General features: G+C 38.6%; 11 protein-coding genes. All 11 read right to left on the bottom strand.

Going from position 1 to position 19,632, the window contains the following annotated elements; all coding sequences use genetic code 11:
* Nucleotides 1-48: 48 nt before the first annotated feature.
* The gene (locus ACQ4KW_RS03825) at nucleotides 49-2,790 is read right to left on the bottom strand and encodes an FtsK/SpoIIIE domain-containing protein (RefSeq protein WP_430885213.1); all 2,742 of its coding nucleotides are present in this window, start codon (nucleotides 2,788-2,790) and stop codon (nucleotides 49-51) included.
* Nucleotides 2,791-3,099 carry a hypothetical protein gene (locus ACQ4KW_RS03820; RefSeq protein WP_430885212.1) on the bottom strand — a complete coding sequence of 103 codons (309 nt, stop codon included), beginning with the start codon at nucleotides 3,097-3,099 and terminating at the stop codon, nucleotides 2,791-2,793. It lies immediately after the preceding gene.
* A gap of 11 nt (nucleotides 3,100-3,110) precedes the next feature.
* Nucleotides 3,111-3,524 (bottom strand): hypothetical protein, encoded by a 414-nt coding sequence (locus ACQ4KW_RS03815; protein WP_430885211.1) that lies wholly within the window; start codon nucleotides 3,522-3,524, stop codon nucleotides 3,111-3,113.
* A gap of 199 nt (nucleotides 3,525-3,723) precedes the next feature.
* Nucleotides 3,724-5,673 (bottom strand): hypothetical protein, encoded by a 1,950-nt coding sequence (locus tag ACQ4KW_RS03810; protein WP_430885210.1) that lies wholly within the window; start codon nucleotides 5,671-5,673, stop codon nucleotides 3,724-3,726.
* Nucleotides 5,674-5,680: 7 nt separating this feature from the next.
* Nucleotides 5,681-6,028 (bottom strand): hypothetical protein, encoded by a 348-nt coding sequence (locus tag ACQ4KW_RS03805; RefSeq protein WP_430885209.1) that lies wholly within the window; start codon nucleotides 6,026-6,028, stop codon nucleotides 5,681-5,683.
* A 48-nt stretch (nucleotides 6,029-6,076) separates the two neighbouring features.
* Nucleotides 6,077-6,445 carry a hypothetical protein gene (locus ACQ4KW_RS03800; RefSeq protein ID WP_430885208.1) on the bottom strand — a complete coding sequence of 123 codons (369 nt, stop codon included), beginning with the start codon at nucleotides 6,443-6,445 and terminating at the stop codon, nucleotides 6,077-6,079.
* On the bottom strand, nucleotides 6,442-8,802 hold the full coding sequence (locus ACQ4KW_RS03795) for a hypothetical protein (RefSeq protein ID WP_430885207.1): 2,361 nt from the start codon (nucleotides 8,800-8,802) through the stop codon (nucleotides 6,442-6,444). The genes ACQ4KW_RS03800 and ACQ4KW_RS03795 overlap by 4 nt, the downstream gene beginning before the upstream one ends.
* A gap of 24 nt (nucleotides 8,803-8,826) precedes the next feature.
* The gene (locus ACQ4KW_RS03790) at nucleotides 8,827-9,459 is read right to left on the bottom strand and encodes a hypothetical protein (protein WP_430885206.1); all 633 of its coding nucleotides are present in this window, start codon (nucleotides 9,457-9,459) and stop codon (nucleotides 8,827-8,829) included.
* A gap of 198 nt (nucleotides 9,460-9,657) precedes the next feature.
* Nucleotides 9,658-11,460, bottom strand: coding sequence for a C39 family peptidase (locus ACQ4KW_RS03785; protein ID WP_430885205.1), 1,803 nt, complete (start codon nucleotides 11,458-11,460; stop codon nucleotides 9,658-9,660).
* Nucleotides 11,457-12,503 (bottom strand): GGDEF domain-containing protein, encoded by a 1,047-nt coding sequence (locus ACQ4KW_RS03780; RefSeq protein ID WP_430885204.1) that lies wholly within the window; start codon nucleotides 12,501-12,503, stop codon nucleotides 11,457-11,459. Before ACQ4KW_RS03780 ends, ACQ4KW_RS03785 begins: the two co-directional genes overlap by 4 nt.
* Nucleotides 12,504-12,540: 37 nt before the next feature.
* A complete protein-coding gene (locus tag ACQ4KW_RS03775) occupies nucleotides 12,541-19,632 on the bottom strand; it encodes a hypothetical protein (protein ID WP_430885203.1) in 7,092 nt (2,363 codons plus the stop codon).

Here is a 19,632-nt window from a genome sequence, read left to right as displayed (position 1 = left end):
AATACGATTTAATGAAAATGTGCATCTGTATTTTTGCAAACGCCTGACTTAAGTTTTTAAAATTTCAGGTTTATAAACCCTTAAAATTTCTTCTGCGTCATCATATGTTATGAGTATTTTTGTCTCAGAATTTCTGCCTTTTTTCTCTGACTTTTGAATTACCTTCTTTTCATGCAGCAGGGTCATACTCTTTAATAGTCTTTCTTTTTTCATTTTCAGTATGTCGTTAATATTCCTGGTTGAAGGTAGGATTGGTTCACTTGTAAACTTGTTTTTATATCGAACCGCCGCGACAAACACACCTACCCTTAGCGTTTGTTCATCCAAATTAGAGTATATTTTAAGAATCTCTGGATTCTCTATTGTATTTTCTTTTGGGTCTGCCTTTTGCTTTTCTTCTAAACTCTTGTCACGTCTAATCACGTTGTCTTCTTGAAAAGCTATAGCTTTTCTTCTAGATGGCTCTACTTCAATACAATTTTCTATGTACTCAGCTTGGCCAGCAGGTTCTAGCTCATTATTTGCTTTGCACGCAGTTAAACTAGATGCATTAGATTTGTCATCACCGAAATGGTCATTCATAGTCTCAACAACTTCATCTTTATCACCTTGATTGAAATTTTCGCACTCTATCAGACCTTGTTCTGATTTATCTTTAGATTTGTGATTGAATTTATCACTGGCTACATCATTGTATTTATCATTACATTCATTATTTAATCCTTCTTTAGCCTCCCCATTAATGTCTTCTTTTTCGCTGCTCACTTCATTTATCTTGGCTGTCTGTCTTGTCTTGCTTATTGAAGAGAGTATTGACTGTGGCATAACATTCATATTTTGCCTTGTCCTTGGACTACTTTTGTGGCTTGGCTTCATTGTTTGGTCTGGCTTTCGTTGTAATTCTGCCCCAGATTTCATCTTTATCTCAACATCACTCATATGTGTTGCAGATGCTCTATTTTTGACCCCTGATTTTCTTGATGCTGACTCATTTCTTTTATCCTTTGTCTTATTTTCAGTACCTTCTAAATCACTTCTTATCTCTTCATCTATGCTCGTAATGTCTTTCTCTGGGCTATAGGCTTTCCAGTGGTTTACTATACCTTCCACTGCTGTTTCATCTATGAATCCACTTTGGAACTGAAGGGGCTTTTTAAAACCTGATGTTTTATAAAGTCCGTCTCCATAGCCTAGTAGCTTTTCTGCACCGCCTTCATTGAGGGCCACAATGGAATCTGTCGAATTTGATACTGTAAAAACAAGTCGTCCTGGTACATTGGCCTTAATGAGCCCGGTCATAACTTTAACCGTTGGGCGCTGTGTGGCAATAATGAGGTGTATGCCTGCTGCTCTTCCTAGCTGGGCAAACTTGGTCACAAGGTCTTCCGTTGTTTCACTAAGCTTTGAGCTCATCATTAAGTCAGCAAGCTCTTCTATAATAACAATGGTGTATGGAATTGGTTCCTTCGCTTTTGCATTGTATTGTTCTATGTTCTTTACGCCTACATTGCTAAAGGTTTTGTACCTGGACCGCATGAGTAATTCCACCTTAGAAAGGGCTTCAACGGCCTTATCAGGATCAACCACAACACTGCCTATCATGTGTGGAATATCGTTGTAACAAGTCAGTTCTACCATTTTTGTGTCTATCATTAAAAACCTTAGTGTTTCTGGACCATGCCTCATAAGTAGAGAACTGGCCAGCACCTGGATCATGGTAGATTTTCCTGACTGAGTTTGGCCAGCCACGCCTATATGGGGCTGTTTGGCTATATCTACCGTGAGTATTTCGCCTGTGGTCAGCTTGCCTATTGGGATTTCTATAGGACTCTTTGGGCTTGGTTTAAAGTCTTTTATGATTTCATAGTACTGGACAAACTCTCGTTCTTCCGCCCGACAGGGCACTATGACATTGACAAGTCCATGTCCGTTCTCTATTCGTATTCCATCTACATGCATTTCTCTTGTTATATCTTCTTGTCGCTTTGTAAGGGTTGATAGGGGCATTGACCCTATGTTGCAGCACAGTATTGTTGCTGAAGGGCCTTTAATGACCTTTTCTACCTTTATGCCTTCAAGGTCATATTTTTGACAAGCAAAATAAAAGCGGTCTTTAACCTTGTCACCGATGGCTTTGCTTTTTTCTTTGTCTTCTGGTTTTATATCAAAGCAGTAGGTTGGACCATTTTCTATAAGCTTTACAGAGCCAGGTATGACAGTATTTTTCTTTGAATTTTTTTCTTGTTTCTTACGTACACGTTCTTTTTTTAAGGCTTCAAAAGATGATTCGTCTTCTTTATCCTTGTTTTCATCTTGTCTGTTCTTTTTCATTCTTAACTGTGGCACCCAGTGGCGTACTGCTTTCATGAATCCTGCCCCTACGCCTAATAATTCAAGGATTCTAAACACAATAGAAAGCACAAATAGAATCAAATAAAAGACTGGTGTCCAGAAAAACAGAAGTATCTTCTTAAGAGTTGGATATATGTAAAAACAAAAGAAAAGGACACCACCGATCAATGTTACGCCCCATCCTGTCAGTTCTGACCACTCAATAAGATCATAGCCTTCTATGATGTTTATAGTCTTATAAAAACTTGGTAGAACCGATTTTATGCCTTTTAGCACCATGCTTAGGGTCAAGAGGATAATGCCCATTGTTAGTGTCCGACTTGTAAAGGATTTTTTATTGCTTTCAAGCCATTTCAGTGATGAGGTCACTTGGTCTTTTGCTCTCTTTTTTATGACTTCATTTTTCTCATTTAGCCTTGCCTGTACCTTGTCTTTCATTTATCCCACCACCTTCATTAATGCGTCAAAACTTTTTGCCAGTATATCCATAAATACTGTGAAAGCTGTTGTCACAAAACCCGTTAGACCTGCAATGCCTGTGTTGAAAAACCATTCTACAGGCATTTTAATAAGGTCTAGGTTTTCAGAACTTATTTGAAACGTCTCACCTGTCTGCACCTTGTAAATCATAATTGTAAAGTAAATAATACCTAATACATTGCGTAGGAGTTTTAAAGTTGGTTCAATATTTTTTATGACTTTAAAAGACAGGACAATGAACAACATCACACCTATTATTGATACCATGGGTCACCTCTCTATTCGATTCCGCCCTTGTAGTCACTCATCTGCAGTAGTGCTTTTCTCATTTTTGCCGAATCATTAAAGAAATTATATAAATGCTCTTTCATATCCGGGTTCACATGAATGGGAATTCTCTCATCAAGTAAGGGTCTAGTTTTCTTTCGCCTTCCTGGCTTCTTTTTAGGGTCTTTTAGAGAGTCATTTTTAGTTTCTTTTGTGGTTTCTTTCTTAGTATGACTCTGACCACTTTCAAGCGCCTCTTCTTGAAATCGTTGTTCTTTACGCTTTGTTTCTTGTTCGTCTCCAGTCGTACTTGATTCACCTACGTGCTTATATTTTTTATGCACTTCTTCAACTGGACGTGTGGTCACCTTCACTGAATTTGTGCTTAGTTTTTTATCAGTTTGACCAATTCCAAAAACATTCATGGTTTATCCTCCAATTTTCTATATGATTTTGAGGGGATTTACAAAGCGCCTTAAAAAGCACATAAAAAATCACCCTTTAATACGTTTTCGTATTTTCAGGCGCTTTAAAATGTGCTTTGTAATGTGCCTTAAAATTCATTTTTACATTTTGAGGTGCTTTTTAAGTGTCTTTCAATGCACCTTGTAACGCCCCTAACAGTTAAGCAGCATTTTCCCCTTCCACGCCTCGAGTGGCTGCCAGTTTGTTCTCTTCTTCTGGTAAATACATTCTTAAAATATCGCTTCTATCTTGATTGGTGACAGGATCTGACTGTGAATATATAAATTCATACTGCTTTAAGTTATACCATTTTGAAACGAGTCCTTCAGACATTTTGAGTTTTTCTCTGGTTCTTTGAATAAGGTTTTCTTCAACATAAAAAAGGACTTTATGACTTGCATTACTCCAAATACCGTCCTCTAAAACAGTGGGATCATTCAGTCCAATAATGGCCATAGAGTTATATTTTCTTGATGTCGTCATGGCTCTATAGGCCACTGCTTTTGTGTCAGCTTCCTTGCCTGAACGCTGAAACTCATCAAATATTTCTGCCGAGAAACAGGTTCTTAGAAGCCTGTCTCTCATAATCAACCTGTTATTGATTGTTGATATTATACTTAATCTAATACGGGCCATTTTCTTAACAAATGGTTTGGAGTCATCATTAAGATCTGTTGCAATTTTATAGCCTATGGTTTGATACTTTGAAAGTTCATCATAATCAATGGGATTGGTGAACATATGGCGATTGCCACCTTCAAAGTAGGTCCAGAGTTCGTCAGATAAGGCCTTAGATTCTTTCATAAACCTGAGTTCATAATCTTCATTTAGGCGTTGGCCTTTTCCGTGCATGTTTATAACATCATAAAGCTTTCTGAGCTTTACTTCTGGATTGCCCTGGGTTAAGTCCCATGTGCCATCATCATCTTCTTTAACCCCTTCACTGGCATACATTTGCATGAAGGCAAACTGCGTTGCATTGGAAAGCCCTGTTCCCCAAGATTCGTCACAAAGGGTCGAAACAAGGGAAAGGGTGTCATCCATAGCCTGTTGATACCTATAGGCATCGCACTCTGCGATTTTTTTTAGTTCGGCCTTCGAATAGGCTTTTTTATCAATTTGAGGCATGAGGGCAGGTTGTATTATAACTGGGTCGACATAAATGGAATTGTTGGTGGTAAGGTCAATATACTTGCCACCCATGCGTTCAATCTTGTCTTTACTCTCGCCATCAGGGTCAGAGTAGTATACTTTAAACCCAGCTTCTCTAAGACCTTCCATAAGCCCTTTTATCCAAAATGACTTGCCTTTTCCGGTCTTTCCTATGACCAGAATATTTTGACCATCTGAGCCTATGGTAAAGTCAATGTGAACGGTTGTGCCATTGGGTGATCTATGGCCAATGTAGACACCCTTTTCTGGTTGGGTCAGACTACCATCTAGGTATGGATAAAACGCTGCAAGTTGGTCCTGATTCACAATCTGTCCTGAGTACCTCTTGGTAAGTTTACTTGGATTCCCAAGCATCCATGCTGCCCGTAGACCAACGGCCTGCATTCTATTTAGTTTTCTAAACTTAAAGCCCTGCTGCTGGTCTCTTAGTTCTCTTGTGAAGGCGTTCAGACTGTCATCAAGAGCCTTTTTGTCATTGGAGCTGAATGTCATAACATAGTGGACTTCTAAGTAGTCATTGGGCCTGTCTGATCTAAGAATATCCATAAGACCATTGCGAGTTTCAATAAGTGAGGGGTCAACCACTTCAGCAATATCTGTGCTTTTACTTTGTCTTTCAATTTTGGCATTAACCCTTTTTAGTTTATTGGTAAGAAGCATTCTACCGAGTGGCGTAAAGTCAAATTCAGCCTCTTTAAAGTGCCAGGCTAGATTGACATCGACTCGTTTAGAAGCCCACTCTTCAGGTTTGCCTTTTGAAAGGGTCTTTTCATCAATGCCCACATGACTTCCATGGGCAAGGGCATATAGGAATCCTGGCGTTGCCTTTTTCGGGAACTTATGAATAAGTATGGTTTTACTATAGGTGCCATTGACCTGACTCTTAGTGTTTTCAATTTTAATGTCGTGATTGATTTTTTCTCTTATCTTTTGCACATTACACCTACTTTCCTCGTTTTCGCCTTGCATTTGGACTAAGGTGACTTGCCAACTTCAATATGGCACTTTGCCCAAGTGTTATACCTGGCATAAGGTGGATTAGGTCTTCCATTTCATAGTCATTTGTGTCGCCGTATAGGCGCCTAATTCTATTAATATAGGTCACTTCCATTGATGCTGTTCTAAGTCTTGAATGATGGTCGACCCTATTTAGGGTTAAATCTTTCGTTTCTTCTTTCTCATTAAGACCTCTTTCGTACTGCCTTTGAAAATGGGCTTCCTTTTCCATATGTGTATAAGCGAATACACTCACTTCACATTGTCTATGGCAAACAAGTTCTGTAAGATTCATAGCCCAGGCTCTGGCTTCTGATTCTTTTTGCTCTCCCAGGGCAAGTTCCTAGGGCGCCACTGTATTTTTTGTGAATACGACTTGGTTGCCCTCTTTGTCTTCAGAGATATAGTCAATGTTTTTTAAATCGCACAAATATTCTCCTGAAGCATTTTTTCTATCTCTTTTATTTTGCTTTAGCGTCTTTCTAAATGTGTTCACATTTAGAAAGAGAAAAGCATATGTTAGAGCTAGAGATGCATAAATTGTTAGCCTCATTCCAATTGGCATAATTAAAGAAAGCAGGACTGAAAAGATCAGCACTGCTAGAAATATAATGCCTTGATTCACTTTTAACCCAAAGAGTTTAATATCTCCTGATAGGTCTTGATAAAGTGTTCTAAGTCTTAATCCTGTTGATTGATTCACTTCACTCAATGTGCAATCCCTCCCTTAATGCTTACTGGGGCAAATCCCATAAAACGCCCATCTTCAGGTGGATCTGTTTCATATAAAATAAATCCGCCTTTTCGCTTTGTAATGTACATGCCATCTTCAGCCAGCCAGTAGGGCTGTCTTTTGTCATATGCCTTGACTGTTTTCATGGCTTCCTCAACATAGGCCTGGTCAATCATAATTTCTTTTCGTTTACGGCTTTTGCTTGTCTCTGTCAATATGCTGCCTGCTGGTAGTTGGGTGTAAAGTTCCCTTTTAAGGTCGTCATAGGCATATTCTGTTTCCATTTTAAGGGCCATGTATCGTCTTTGTTCTTTGACCTCAAGCTCTTCATCTATTGTGCTTAGAAGGCTTTCTATTGTGTCTTCAACGTCTTCATCTACTATAAATATGGTGTTTTTATCTTCAAATCCAACGTCAAGAGAGTGGAGCAGTTCTTTGATTCTATCCACTTCATACACTTCTTCAGTATCTGCGTTGTAAAGGGCTTCAAAACCAGAGTCAACCCCCAACTCTTTTAATGCATGGAGTGTATTGAACTTTTCATCTAGAGCCTTATACTGGGTTTCGTTTATAAACATGGACTGGTCTTTATTGTCTGTATATTCAACACCAAATGCTTTGAAGACCCCTTTCATATTTTCATACCGCTTCTTATCCTCAAAGTTGACGCCTAAAAGTCCTCCTGGCATCTTAACTAAGTTGTCATCTTTGTCGAGTGAAGCATAATTTTTCATATTTGATCGCATTTCTTTTAGTTGTCCTCCTGGATCAACTTGAATATGGACCACATTCATTAGGTCAATCTCTTCTTGTTCTGCATTTTCTATAATATTGTCTAGGACTTCATCATTCACAACAATATGTCCTGGTGCGCCATCATAAGCCACCTCCATTAGGTTGTCATTCATGTAGGCATTTTTCAGTATTTGCTGGGCTTCTTCTAAGTATTCATCCTTTATGAAAACATCTTCTCCATCAATATCGATCACATCGGCTAGGCCTTCCCTTTCTAGGAGGTCTGTAAACTCGTAAGTGTTCATTCCAAGGGCAACAACTCCTGTGTAGTTTGATTTTTCCATATGTGCTCCAAAGCTTGTTCCTAGAAAGGCTTGTTTTCGACTGGCCTCTTCATAGTAGTGGTAGCGCTCATGGTTATGGAGGGCGTCCATATGGTTTCTAATACCATCATTTATATTCTGATTCATTAAATCGTCTGAAAGCTTATCCATGGCACTTCCGTGAATAGACATTTCATCTCCGGCCTTTTGTACTTTTTCAAAACCAAAAAACTGCCCCATATCGCTTAGGTTATCACCAAGTTTAAGGGCAACCCCACCATAATGTTTGGCAAATGTGGCAGCCCCTAGAGTAATCGGTTCTCTCGCTGCCCACATGCAGCCCCTCATCCATACAAGTATTGTGAAGGCCATAGCTGCCAAATATATGAGTAGGGCAATGGTTTGGACTCCAAAGGGTAGGCCAGAACGACTAATCATTACATTTATAAACCATGCGAATTCGAATATATAGCCTATGGCTATAGTGAGATTAACCATATAGAAATACACTTTCAAGGTGTCCCAACTCGTTGAGTAAATAACGAAGGCCATCCAAAGTGGCCCTCCTATAGCAAGGACCATAAGCACTGCCATTCTAAATATGCCAAGTAGGCCCATAAGATAGGCTAAAATCATGGCCAGGACCATTGTGAGAGATCCATCCCCTCCATTACGAATTAGAAAATACTCATACACTGGGATGTCTTCATCGCCACTATTTGTATATTCATCAAGCTGTTCAGACAAACTGCCTCCACCGACTGGTGTTTCAGCTTCTGGTATACCACGACCTGCACCATAGCTAAGAAGTAGCAGGGCTGAAGGATCAAAGGCATCAAAATCAATTTCGTGGTCTTCCAGATCTTCCTGAGCTATGAAGGATTCATTGGCCTGTGTTTTATACTCTCTTATAAGAACGGGCTTAATAAGCTGATTGGCTGTCATATGCCAGGCGAATGAGAAAAAATCTACCACAAACACTGTGGCTGTTGATAAAAATATGGCCACAATGACAATTTTAAATGTCTTGTTCCAATCAATATCTGCATCGTTCTTAAAATACATTTTGAAAATGCCCACAATAACAAATATTATCGATATGATAATGGCAAGAGCAACAGCGACCACCCACGGGGTTTTCATCCATTCAAACTCAATCATGAGCGGTGTCATAAGTACATATGTGCCAAATAGATAGGCACCTGTTTGAAATGATGATCCAAGGAATGATCCAATTACGGTCGTGACAAAGTCAACGCCCCACTGCCATACTTTCATAGGCTTACCTCCCTTCTATTACATTCAGTATTTGATTAGTTGGGATATAAAGGTCTTTTTCTCAAGTCCCAAGGTACACTCAATTTCAAGTGATCCACTTGTTAGACGGAACAGGACAAGGCCTGCACCTTTTAGCTGGGTGAAGTCTTCATTTAAAGTCAAATTAATATCTTCTTGCACAAGAGCGTTAGACAACTTTTCGAACTCCTTAAGACTTATTTCACCTAGAAATTTTAAAATCATGTCTTGATTGGTAGTGAAGTATGCTTCTATATCATTCTGTTGAGCCTGTTCATCAAAGGCTTGTTCTTTAAGGTCTAGTAAAAATACTGCTAAATCTTCAAGTTGATTCTGAGCAAACTCCACCATTTCCATATCCATATTCTCAAAAAGCAAGTAGCGGTTTTTTATAGTTGTCTTACTACGCCCCTCAATTTCTGGGTCTGGTTGCGTTTCGACCAAGGCTTGGGGCTTTGCAATATTAGTGATTTCCTTAATTTTGTCATAGCGTTTGGCCACTGGTTCGGTTTTAATAAAATACTGTTTCGTAAGCATAAAAATAAGCCCTATGAAAAGGACTCCGACAATCAATCCTAAAATCATAAATATGACCTTGGGATGGTTCTTTAATTTTTTAATAATATGTCTCAAGTTCATTTCCTTTCTACTTCAGACGTTTGCAACATTACACTTCTACGTCCTGTAGTGCTATTTGTGGCAATTCTTAAATAATATAAATTTTTCATTCTTAAGCATCTATATATTATGATGAGGTTCTTTATATGATTTTTTTTGCAAGTCAATTACTTATCCATTTACGCTTCACTTTTCTTTACGTTTTACTCTACTTTATCTTTATATATCACGCTCTTCTTCAGAAGGGTTTTGAACATCAGGATTTTTAATAACAAAGTACACGTTGGCTTCATCAAATATTATGGATGGGGACCAAGCTCTATTTTTTGTCATGTGCGGATCATAGGGATCATTCACCTCTATTTTCCCATCTGGCGTGACACCTGTTAGCACTATAATATGGCCAGCACTTGTAAAGTGGCCTTCATGAACTGATACAATAACCGGGTGCCCCTGAGAAAGTAGGTCGACCATTTCTTGATTGCCATTTGCTGTGGGGTATATTTCTTCTACTTGCAAATTGTACTTATTTCCCGCCCACTTGAAAAACGACCACGCAAGACCTTCACTTGTTTTGAAGCCACCATTTGCTGCAATCTGGCACATTTCAGGTGGCGTTATGACATTTCCGGTGAGACCTGCTAAAACCATGGAAAATGACGTTGGACCACAACCTGCCCGACCAACAGTTGAACCCCCAAAAGGAAGATTTGACCATCTTGAATCGTTTTGAAAAAATCGCGGTATAGGTAATTCTAGTTCTGATGGTTTGAGTTTGATATAGCTGTATACAGTCCGGCTCATTCCACTTTTCATATACAGAACACCTTCATTGTCGAAACTTGTCGAAAGCTTTGAGGCCATTTCATCACTGCCTGGAAGTAGACTCATTAGGTTCAATAAGAACACCGCATCATTTTCATGGAAATTGTTATCTGTAAAAAAGTCTATGTACTTCGTCTTGTCTGCTTTTAGCTGTTCACCATCTTCAACCATTTTATCTGAAGTTAAGTATACCGTTTTACGTGTTACGACCTTTTTTCTTAAGTCTCCATCATTGTCATAATACTTACTGACATTATAATCGTAATCAATTCTTTTGCGGATAACTTGTTCTCTTTTATACTTGTAATGATGATCTCCAAGATAGGACCGTATAACCAGAGGTCTTGGTGTGGCCATTTCTACTTTTATGTCTCTTACAATGTCTTTATCTTTGTTGTCAAGTCTTGAAACTCTTTTGCCATCTTTGTCACGTCTGTATTTATACACCCATTTTGTTGTCTCAGTTGTGACTTCTTGAATACCATTGACCCGAATATACTTTCTATTTGTAGACAAAGGAACACTTGGAAGGGGTTCAAAATCACTACTGATAGGTACATAAAGCCTTTTATTATCTGCAGGTATATGTGGGTTCATGTCTAACGCTTTGACATCAAATATACTGTGTTCAAAAGGTGTATAGGGCACTGCATATACAAAATCTGAGAGCATGGCTCTATAAAGATCAGCATCCATTTTCTCCTTGGTCATGAATCGAAAGGCAGTAATAAGCTGCCAAGGCACTCTATAATCATACTCAAGGTCTTTTTGCTGATAAAGTTCATGCGTTGAGATTTGAACGTCTGTGACCTCCCTATCATCAAGATAGGCGTTTGAATTTTTATAGTCGTAATCTTCAATAATTTGAAACGCTCTTACTTCACCTTGAATCACACCTGAACCATAGCTTTTGCGCTCAGCCCCAAGGAATGTTTTTAAATCAACCACAGAATACGGCAATGTTTTATGGATTAATTTGAGCTCTTTATCCGATGGATCAAGGGCATCAATAATAGCTTCGGCTTGCTGACTTGTTAAATGCCCATCTATAGCAAGCCCATATTCTTTTGCTAGGGCATCAAATAACACGCTCGTACTCTTTGAAGCTCCCATTTGTGATCCACCCGAACCCATAATTATTATAAGAATCATGATAAAAACAAATATCCCTATAATAAATCTTTTTATGACTTTCATGATATGACCACCCTATTTCTTCCTCCTTCCTTAGCTTTATAAACTCGTTGGTCCGCTAATTTTAAAAGACTCGGCACATTTATATTATCCATTTCTTCCGTGCTAGAAAGACCAAATGAACACGTTAGATACAGGGGTGGTTTTTCTGGTACACTTAGCTCTAACTGGGCTATTTTGGTTCGTATTTCATTGATGCGCATGGCTGCGTTTTCGATGTCAATCTCAGGCATACATATAATGATTTCCTCTCCGCCATATCGTCCAATTAGATCTTTATCACGTACACTGTCCTTTAAAATACTTGATACGATCTTAAGCACTTCGTCTCCAACGTCGTGACCATAATTGTCATTCACTTTTTTGAAATGATCAATATCAGCAAAGACCGTACAAAATGGTGTACGGTCTTTAATCAGTTCATTCATATACTCTTCAACATACTGTCTTTTGGCAATTTGCATAAGTGGATCATTATAAGCATTTAAACCTGCTGCAAGAGCCATACTTAGGTGTCTGGCCAGTATGGAAATTTCCTTCATGTCTAAACTATGCTGCAGTCTCTTAGTGTGTTCAATCAGCCAGTAACCCATCACTTGACCCGTTGATTTCAAGGGCACACATACTGCGCTTTTAATATGTCTTTCTTCTGCAGTTGGATAAGTAAGTGCAACACCTCCCTTTTCTTCAATGGACTTAATGTATCCATTTTCAAAAGCATCTTGAAAATCAGCCTCCTCAGGATGAACATAGTCACAAATTTTTCTTAGATTTCTTTCATGAGCTTCATCATCAATGGTTGAGTCGAGAACATTTAAACTTTCTTCACGACATAAAAAAATTGTCGAATCACTTAAATGTTCTTCAAGTTCCAGTAAAAACAAGGTGTTCACATCGCGAATTGACTTGGTAATGTTGAGGGTCTCACTGGTATACTCTGTAATGCCCTTTATTAAACTATATCGGCGCAGTTCTTTTATAAGCTTCTTTTGTTTTAAGACATAAAAAAGAAGCCCACAAAGTGCTAGGCTCAGGATTAATTCCATATGTCTTTTTCTCCTATCTTTTCTTTTACTTTTTTTCCTATCTTAAGAACCGATCTGAATCATAGTCATCTTGACTTGATGTGCTTGCATCTATGAGGATGCACTCACCTTGATTATACTTATCGTATTTGACTATATTGATCTTTCCTCCATTTTCAAACCGTTCTTTCTCCCACATACCGGAATGCACATAGTTAAAACGGACACTTCCTTTTTTGACAGCTTGCGGTACAAACTCAACAACAACTTTTCCCTTGTAGTGATTGTTAGCGTCTCTTGGTTCTGTGCCCTCTCTTACAAGTACTGCTGATGTTGGAAGACCGTACCGTCCTTTCCATGTTTCATAGTTTTCCTGTATGCTTCTAAGGCCTACTGGTAACATAAGCACGGAGAATGATCCTAGCTCTTCACCCGGTTTCATGTCGCCTGTGTAGTAGAGTTTAAATCTGTCATTGGGGTCTCTTGTCCCGCCTGATCCAGAAACGCCTAAAATCATGTCATTGATTTCATCTTCATAGTACATATCAAGGGGTTCACCGGCTTCTGTTGTAAACTTCGGCATAATGAGTACTGTGTCATCATCATTAAATAGCCCCTTACTGTCAATTTCAAAATTGAAGGCATAGCCTAGTTTCATGAGCTTATTATCTTTGTGATTGCTTTCATCAACGGCCATGTTGCCTACATAAATAGGCATACTCATATCTTTAAAGGCGTGATCTGTGATCAGAGTTACACGAAAGTTGAATAACTCTACTGGATTTACACGAATTGCCCCTTGTGTTTCTCCTTTTTCACTGAGAGGGTCAAAGACTTCTGCTCGAAACAATACATCTCCCGATGGTAGATCTTGAAATACTTGTTCGTAAGATCCTGGTACACTACAAGAAACTTTTTCTTGTATAAGTGTCCATGTAGCGCCTTGGTCCATGCTTTTATAAACATTTAGCTGCAGATTGTCGCCATCTGGATCATCATACTCAAATATAACCGTTACATCGTCTCCTTCATATAGTTTTTCTTGATCAATCGGTTTATAGCTTATAGTTGGCGCCTGGTTGGGAATAAAATAAAATGAAACACTATCTTCAGCCTCATTTCCATTCTCAGTCTTAGCATGGAACTTTGCTGTGTAAGTGCCTTCTTCCATATCTTCATTGAATACATGAGTCGCTTTCCAGTTCTGCATACCACCTGAAGGGACTCCATCTTTTAGTAGGTTTACTAAGACCGCTTTGCCCGTGCCATCATACAGGTTGACTTGACACTCATCAGCATAGATGGTTGTCTGAGCTGTTAATGTACCCGTCTGCCCAATTGTTATACTATCCGGATTAACTGTGCCTTTTACGGAAATTGGTGTGTCCACCTTTAATTTTAATGGCACTTCTTTTGGAATTGATCCGTCCTTGGGTGTTGCGACCACGATAACCTTATAGTGGTCTTTGTCTGGCAAATCATTTGAAAGCGTGTATGTCTTTGAGTACTTTCGTTCCATACCATCAACAGAATCTTGAGAGAGGTCAACTTCTGCTATAAGATCATTTCCATCCTTGATATATGCCTTTACGGAGTCCATGGCTTTATATGTGAATACATTTGCATGGATAGTTATATTAGCCCCTGCTGGTACGCTTTCAGGATATGGTGGATCAATAGATGCATTTAAAACAAATGGCTCACCGTTTATTTTTATGTCTACTATGTCATAGTCAGACCAAGCCCCTTCAAGGTCTTTGACCCTAAGGGCAAATTGATACTTAACTCCATTTTCAATAGGGAGTGTTCCGTTAAACTCTGTCCACGTCGGATCAAGTTCTTTTCTGTAGTAAAACTGTCTATCGACAATTCCCTTGTCCGCCCTAGACTGACTATGGTCAAGGTCGTATGAGCCATTGTCTGTACCAGAGAAGTTAAAGGTCCCGTCCCCTTGCGGAACTAGGGCGTAACCTAGTTTGGCAATAGGTGGTCTATGGGCTATAACCTCAATACTTGTATTGTCCTTGTTCCAGTACCTATATTCTGCGAATCTTTCATCATTTCCCACAGGGTTATCTTGTGCTCTTAACCGAATTTCCATTCGCCCTGGCACGTCCACTCTGACAGGTTCATCAAAATCAGCAGGAGGTACCCAAGCTGTATCTGCATTATCAAAGTATGTGTTATCATGGGTCACATCTATACGTTTTTCATAAATGGAGTCCCCTTCATAATCTAAGACAAAACCACCAACATCTATGGTATCACCCACTTGTATGAAAACCGTTTCTGTTTCTTCATAGTCAGCGTACTCTTCAAGGAGTTTAGCTGTAATGTCTGAATAAGCACCTCGGCCAACCATCATGTAGGCAGGGCTTGAAGATGATATGTCGTAGGGGCTTGCATAGTCTTTCAATGAGTATTCCGCGTTAAGTGTATAAGGAGAGTTGAAAACTTCCTTGTAGGTATCGTTTGTTCCAAAGTGCCCAAATTGACCATTGTTGGATGTGCCCCTTCCGTAAACTTTGCCATCTGTACCCACATATGCATACCTGTACTGCGTTTCATTTATATCCAGTGCAGGAACAAGGGCATTTGAAACTTCTTTTTTACCATCGAGGTATAAGTCTCCATTTTCATCAACAACCATCCATGATGTTCTGTAATCATCAAGTCTATCATTAGGAAATTCACGAAGTGCTCTCTGGCATTGAACACCTATATAATAATTTCCCCAACCATTTCGAATAGGCATATCAGGTATGTTTATACTCCATTTTCGATCAGGTAGAAACTGATATATTTTTCCTACTGTCGAATTTATATAGACATTTTCCATATTTAAATCTGATTCTTTTATAGAATAATCAGCAGTATCAAATGCAATTTGATCTTCATTCTCAAATTTTAGATATTTAAAGTCTGAACGCATACGTTGGCCTCTGTACCCTTTATATAGAGAGTAAGTATAATCCATCCAACACGCCATATAACCACCATTTGTATCCTCTATGATAAATATATCCTTGGTCTTATTATGATGATACCATTCTATGTTAGCATCTTCATCGGATACATCTACACTAAAATAATAACCGTTTACAGGTGTCCTTTCTTGAAACTTATAGACCTTTTTAATTCCTGATATATCTATTTTTTCGTAACTTTGATGAATATTATTGTCATTGTTATTAACGTCATTAAAAACAAAATAATAGTCTCCACCTGACTCTGCTATAAAGCTTGTTTGAGACCCACCAGACCAGACCTTTTCAACGTCCAGTGATTTGCCAGAATCCATATTGAACGTTGTCCCTATTTCAAACGAAGTATATTTAGAGTTTACAAGCTTGTCGAATATATTACCTGCATCAACCCATTTGTATCGAGTATCAAGGCTTTCTGTGTCTCCATCGGGATATTTGTAAACATATCCTGACTTATCTCTATCATTTCCTACAAATTTATAATTTAATTGAATGTAGTAAGGGATACTAATTAGTTTCTGTACACCCTCTGTTTGAGGTTCGACAACGGACATATCATCTAATGCTGAATGTTCATAATCCACGTATTCATCTTCACGCTTTTGGTATCTGTAATACAATTTATCAGTTTGTGCATTAGCGTGATTGACAAGTTGATTATTGTACTTAGTCTTGGCATAGAGTCCTTTATCTTGAAAAGCAATATCAACAGCTTTAGGGGGATTTGGAGAAAACTCACCCCAAAATTCATCCATACTCATATAGACTTTAAAACCATAACTTTCAATCAGTGCTTTTAAGCTTTTTGGTAGGTGTAAATTTCGACCATCTGCAAATGCTAAAATTAGGTGTTTATCGTTTTCCGAATCCTTGTATTTATCAATATATGACTCTACAAAAGGCACTTCAAAAGCTTTATCTGTCTCACTTACAAAACTACTTTGTGACCAACCACTATCAATAAGAATATCCATATTTTTTGGATATAGTAAATCTGGAAATTTAGATGAATCTTCAAGGTCGCTCCAAGAAGACCAACCAGTAAAATTGTATGCCCACGGATCATTAGAATAATACCAATAATCATGCGCATCATATGGGTGGGCTAATCTAAGATAGTTTGAATACCATCCATGCAATTTAAAATCATAACTTCCCCCAAAATCATATGGTTCATTATATATATTCACATCTAAATTTCTGAGAACATAATCTTCATCATCAGAAGAAACATATGGCGTCCCTTGAAATTCTCCATAAGCATCAGGATATCTTGGAAATTTAAGCATTTCATCTACAGTGCCTTGCTTTGTTTCAACAACACCGCCTTTGGTTTTGAAACTATAAGGTCTTATTATTTCGTCTTCCGATTGGCCATAGTGTGGGCTATAGTCATACTCTCTAAAAAAAGCCCAGTCAAAGTTCAAGTACCAATTTCTCGCCCAGTTATACGTTTGTTCTTTTTTAAGACCAATCGTATTCTTTTGAGCATCAATCAGATTTACAATCTCATGATTCACACCAAACTTACGCTCATACATTTCTTTGGTCAGCTTGTTGACCTCTGCAAGTAGGTTTGCATAATTCTCCCCATCTTCATCCGTAATGACAAGTAGGTCAATTTCTTTTTCCAGTTCTGCTGTGGTTGAAATAACAGGGGCTACATTGTCCACATGACAGTATCTTTCCTCATAGACTTGATCGAGGGAATTGTCTGTTAAATAGTCACTTTCTGTTAGGAATTTAGATATGGTATCTTCCTCTGGAATGACTTCCACCACTTCATGGTAAAAATCATAATCCCCCAGTTTTTTTGTCTTATAGAGTTCGTGGACTTTTGCTGTGCCTATTGGTGTCCACGCTTCATCTGTTCTATCCCCATCATTGTCAGAGTCATGACGAGCATACCACTGCTTGACTCTTGTTTGATCTCCGTCTTCTGAATAAGATGTGTCTAGCATTTCAATGCTTGCATTTAGATCATCCATCTTGTCACGAAGGGCAAGGGATATAACGGTTAGTCCTGCTCTTGGTTTTAAATCAGGTTGAATCATTATAGGGAATAATAAGCTATCACTGGCTTCATAGTTTTCGTCTCCTTCAAGGGTACACTGGGCATGAATATTTAGCTTAACTTGATAAGCCCCAGGTTCTTTGATTAGGACATTGACCCTTTCACCCTTGTTGTTTGTTTCATAATTGATATTTGCAGTATCACTCGCGCCGTAATTAACTGTATTAGATTGCCCCTCAAGAGGTGTGATCGTCCATGTGTAGTTATCTATTGGGAAGTAATAAGCATCAATAGACTCACTGGCATTTAAAGTGACTTTACGATTTACCTTCCTAAGACCATCCACCCGCATTTTGGCTTCAATCGGTGGAAGAATTTCAATATCATCACTTGTGGAATCTTCTAGGCCATCATCATCTGTGACAACAAGCTTTATGTCATTATCAGACGTTGACATGACTGTGGCTTTCACCCTTGATTTTTCATCATTAAGCCATTTAATTTCTCTTATGGCTTGAAGCTTAAAGTCATAGTCTACAATTTCACCGTCTGGATCATAAGACCCTGCACCACTTAGTGTAAACCTATCCCCCATTCGCACCTTGCTTGGTGCGCCTAGTCTTGCTACTGGTTCTTTTGTTTGTGGCAAGGTTGGGTCAGGGTCATCTTCATCAATCTTTTTAAATGTCACAGTATGTGGCACTGTGTATTCAGTTATGCCTTTTAATCCACCATAATCAAATTTGTATAGAGTGAAGATTTTCATTGTGAAGGTGACTATGCCGTTACTGTCCGCATGGGTGCTTAATTTAGGCTCTGTCATAGTGTATGTGACGTTTTTATTCCCTTCTTTTAAAGAATTAGGTGTCCCCTCCATCGTCCACAGTACGTCTGTAATTTGATTTGGCTTACTGACCCTATTATTTGGCTCTAAGGTAAGATTTACGTCTTGCCAGTCTTTATACTCAATCACTCCGTCTGTTACGTCCACACCGTTGTTTTTAATGACAAAGTAGGGTTCGACCTCTCCTGCATTGACAAGAACATTGGTTGAGGCTTCACCAAGACAAGTGAATTCATCTTTAAAGAGTTCTTGTGCGACAACTTTGGCACGACCATTATAAGTTACAGTGTCAACCTCACCACTTTTAAAGTTGGTGCGCTTTTCTTCAAATACAAAATCAGCTTTGAGTTTTCCTTTTTGGAAATAGACTTCTTGTTCTCGTCCGTTGACTTCAATAAGAGCGTGGTCAATATAGTTCTCTATTTTCCAATCATCGAGTTTTGCAAAATCATCAAAATAGACCTCTGCTGTCACCTTTACATTCTTGGTCATTTCTTCTTGCCCAAATTCATAAAGGGGCTTTTCTACAGACACTTTAAGCTGTGGCAATGAAAAAGACACTGGAGCAATGTCCAGTGTCCTGTAATATTCATTTCCATTTGATTGAATTCTATGCCAAAGTCTTATCGACCCAGTCATTTTAAGGGTGGATGGCGTTTGATATATGGCATAATATTTAGCTTCATCAACCGTTTTACCACCTAATACATCATCCTTGACATTAATATTTCCCGGCACGTATCCCCCACCATCTTGGGCATATATTTTTCTAACAGATAACATGTGTTTTGCTAAAGCCTCGTCAACAACTTTCCATGTTTTTTTTGCCCCATCCGGCTCAAACCATTTTTTGTTCATATATGTTGAAAAGAAAGGTGTTGTTCCTACTGTGTTTGGAAAATGGGGATTGGTTACTTCTGTATCATCATTATATAAATATCCCAAAACCCTATAGTGCCATTTTCCGTTCTCATCCTTCTGATAGTCATCTTGTCCCTTATAGCCATAATAGTCATACTTTGGATGTGTATAGACAAGTTTGTTGAAGTCTCTCAGGATGGCTATATTGACCACTCTATTTTCTTTTGTATAATAATTTTCGTTTCCAACAACACTTTCCACATATGATCTGGCACCTTCTTCATCATTTTCGTAGTCCTCTTTAAGACGTTCAGCCATCTGACGCACTTGATATTCATCGAAAATATCATTGGCATAGGATGGTGTTTCTACATTAAAAACAAAGCCTACACTAGATAGAAATATTGATACTATGAGTAAAAACGCTAGATACTTTTGTTTCAC

Origin of the sequence: Tianxiuia mixotrophica (genome assembly GCF_050596425.1) — a bacterium.
Classification (GTDB): Bacteria; Bacillota; Clostridia; order Peptostreptococcales; family Acidaminobacteraceae.
The sequence above is the reverse complement of the archived record's forward strand: the minus strand, read 5'-3'. Positions and strand labels throughout refer to the sequence as shown.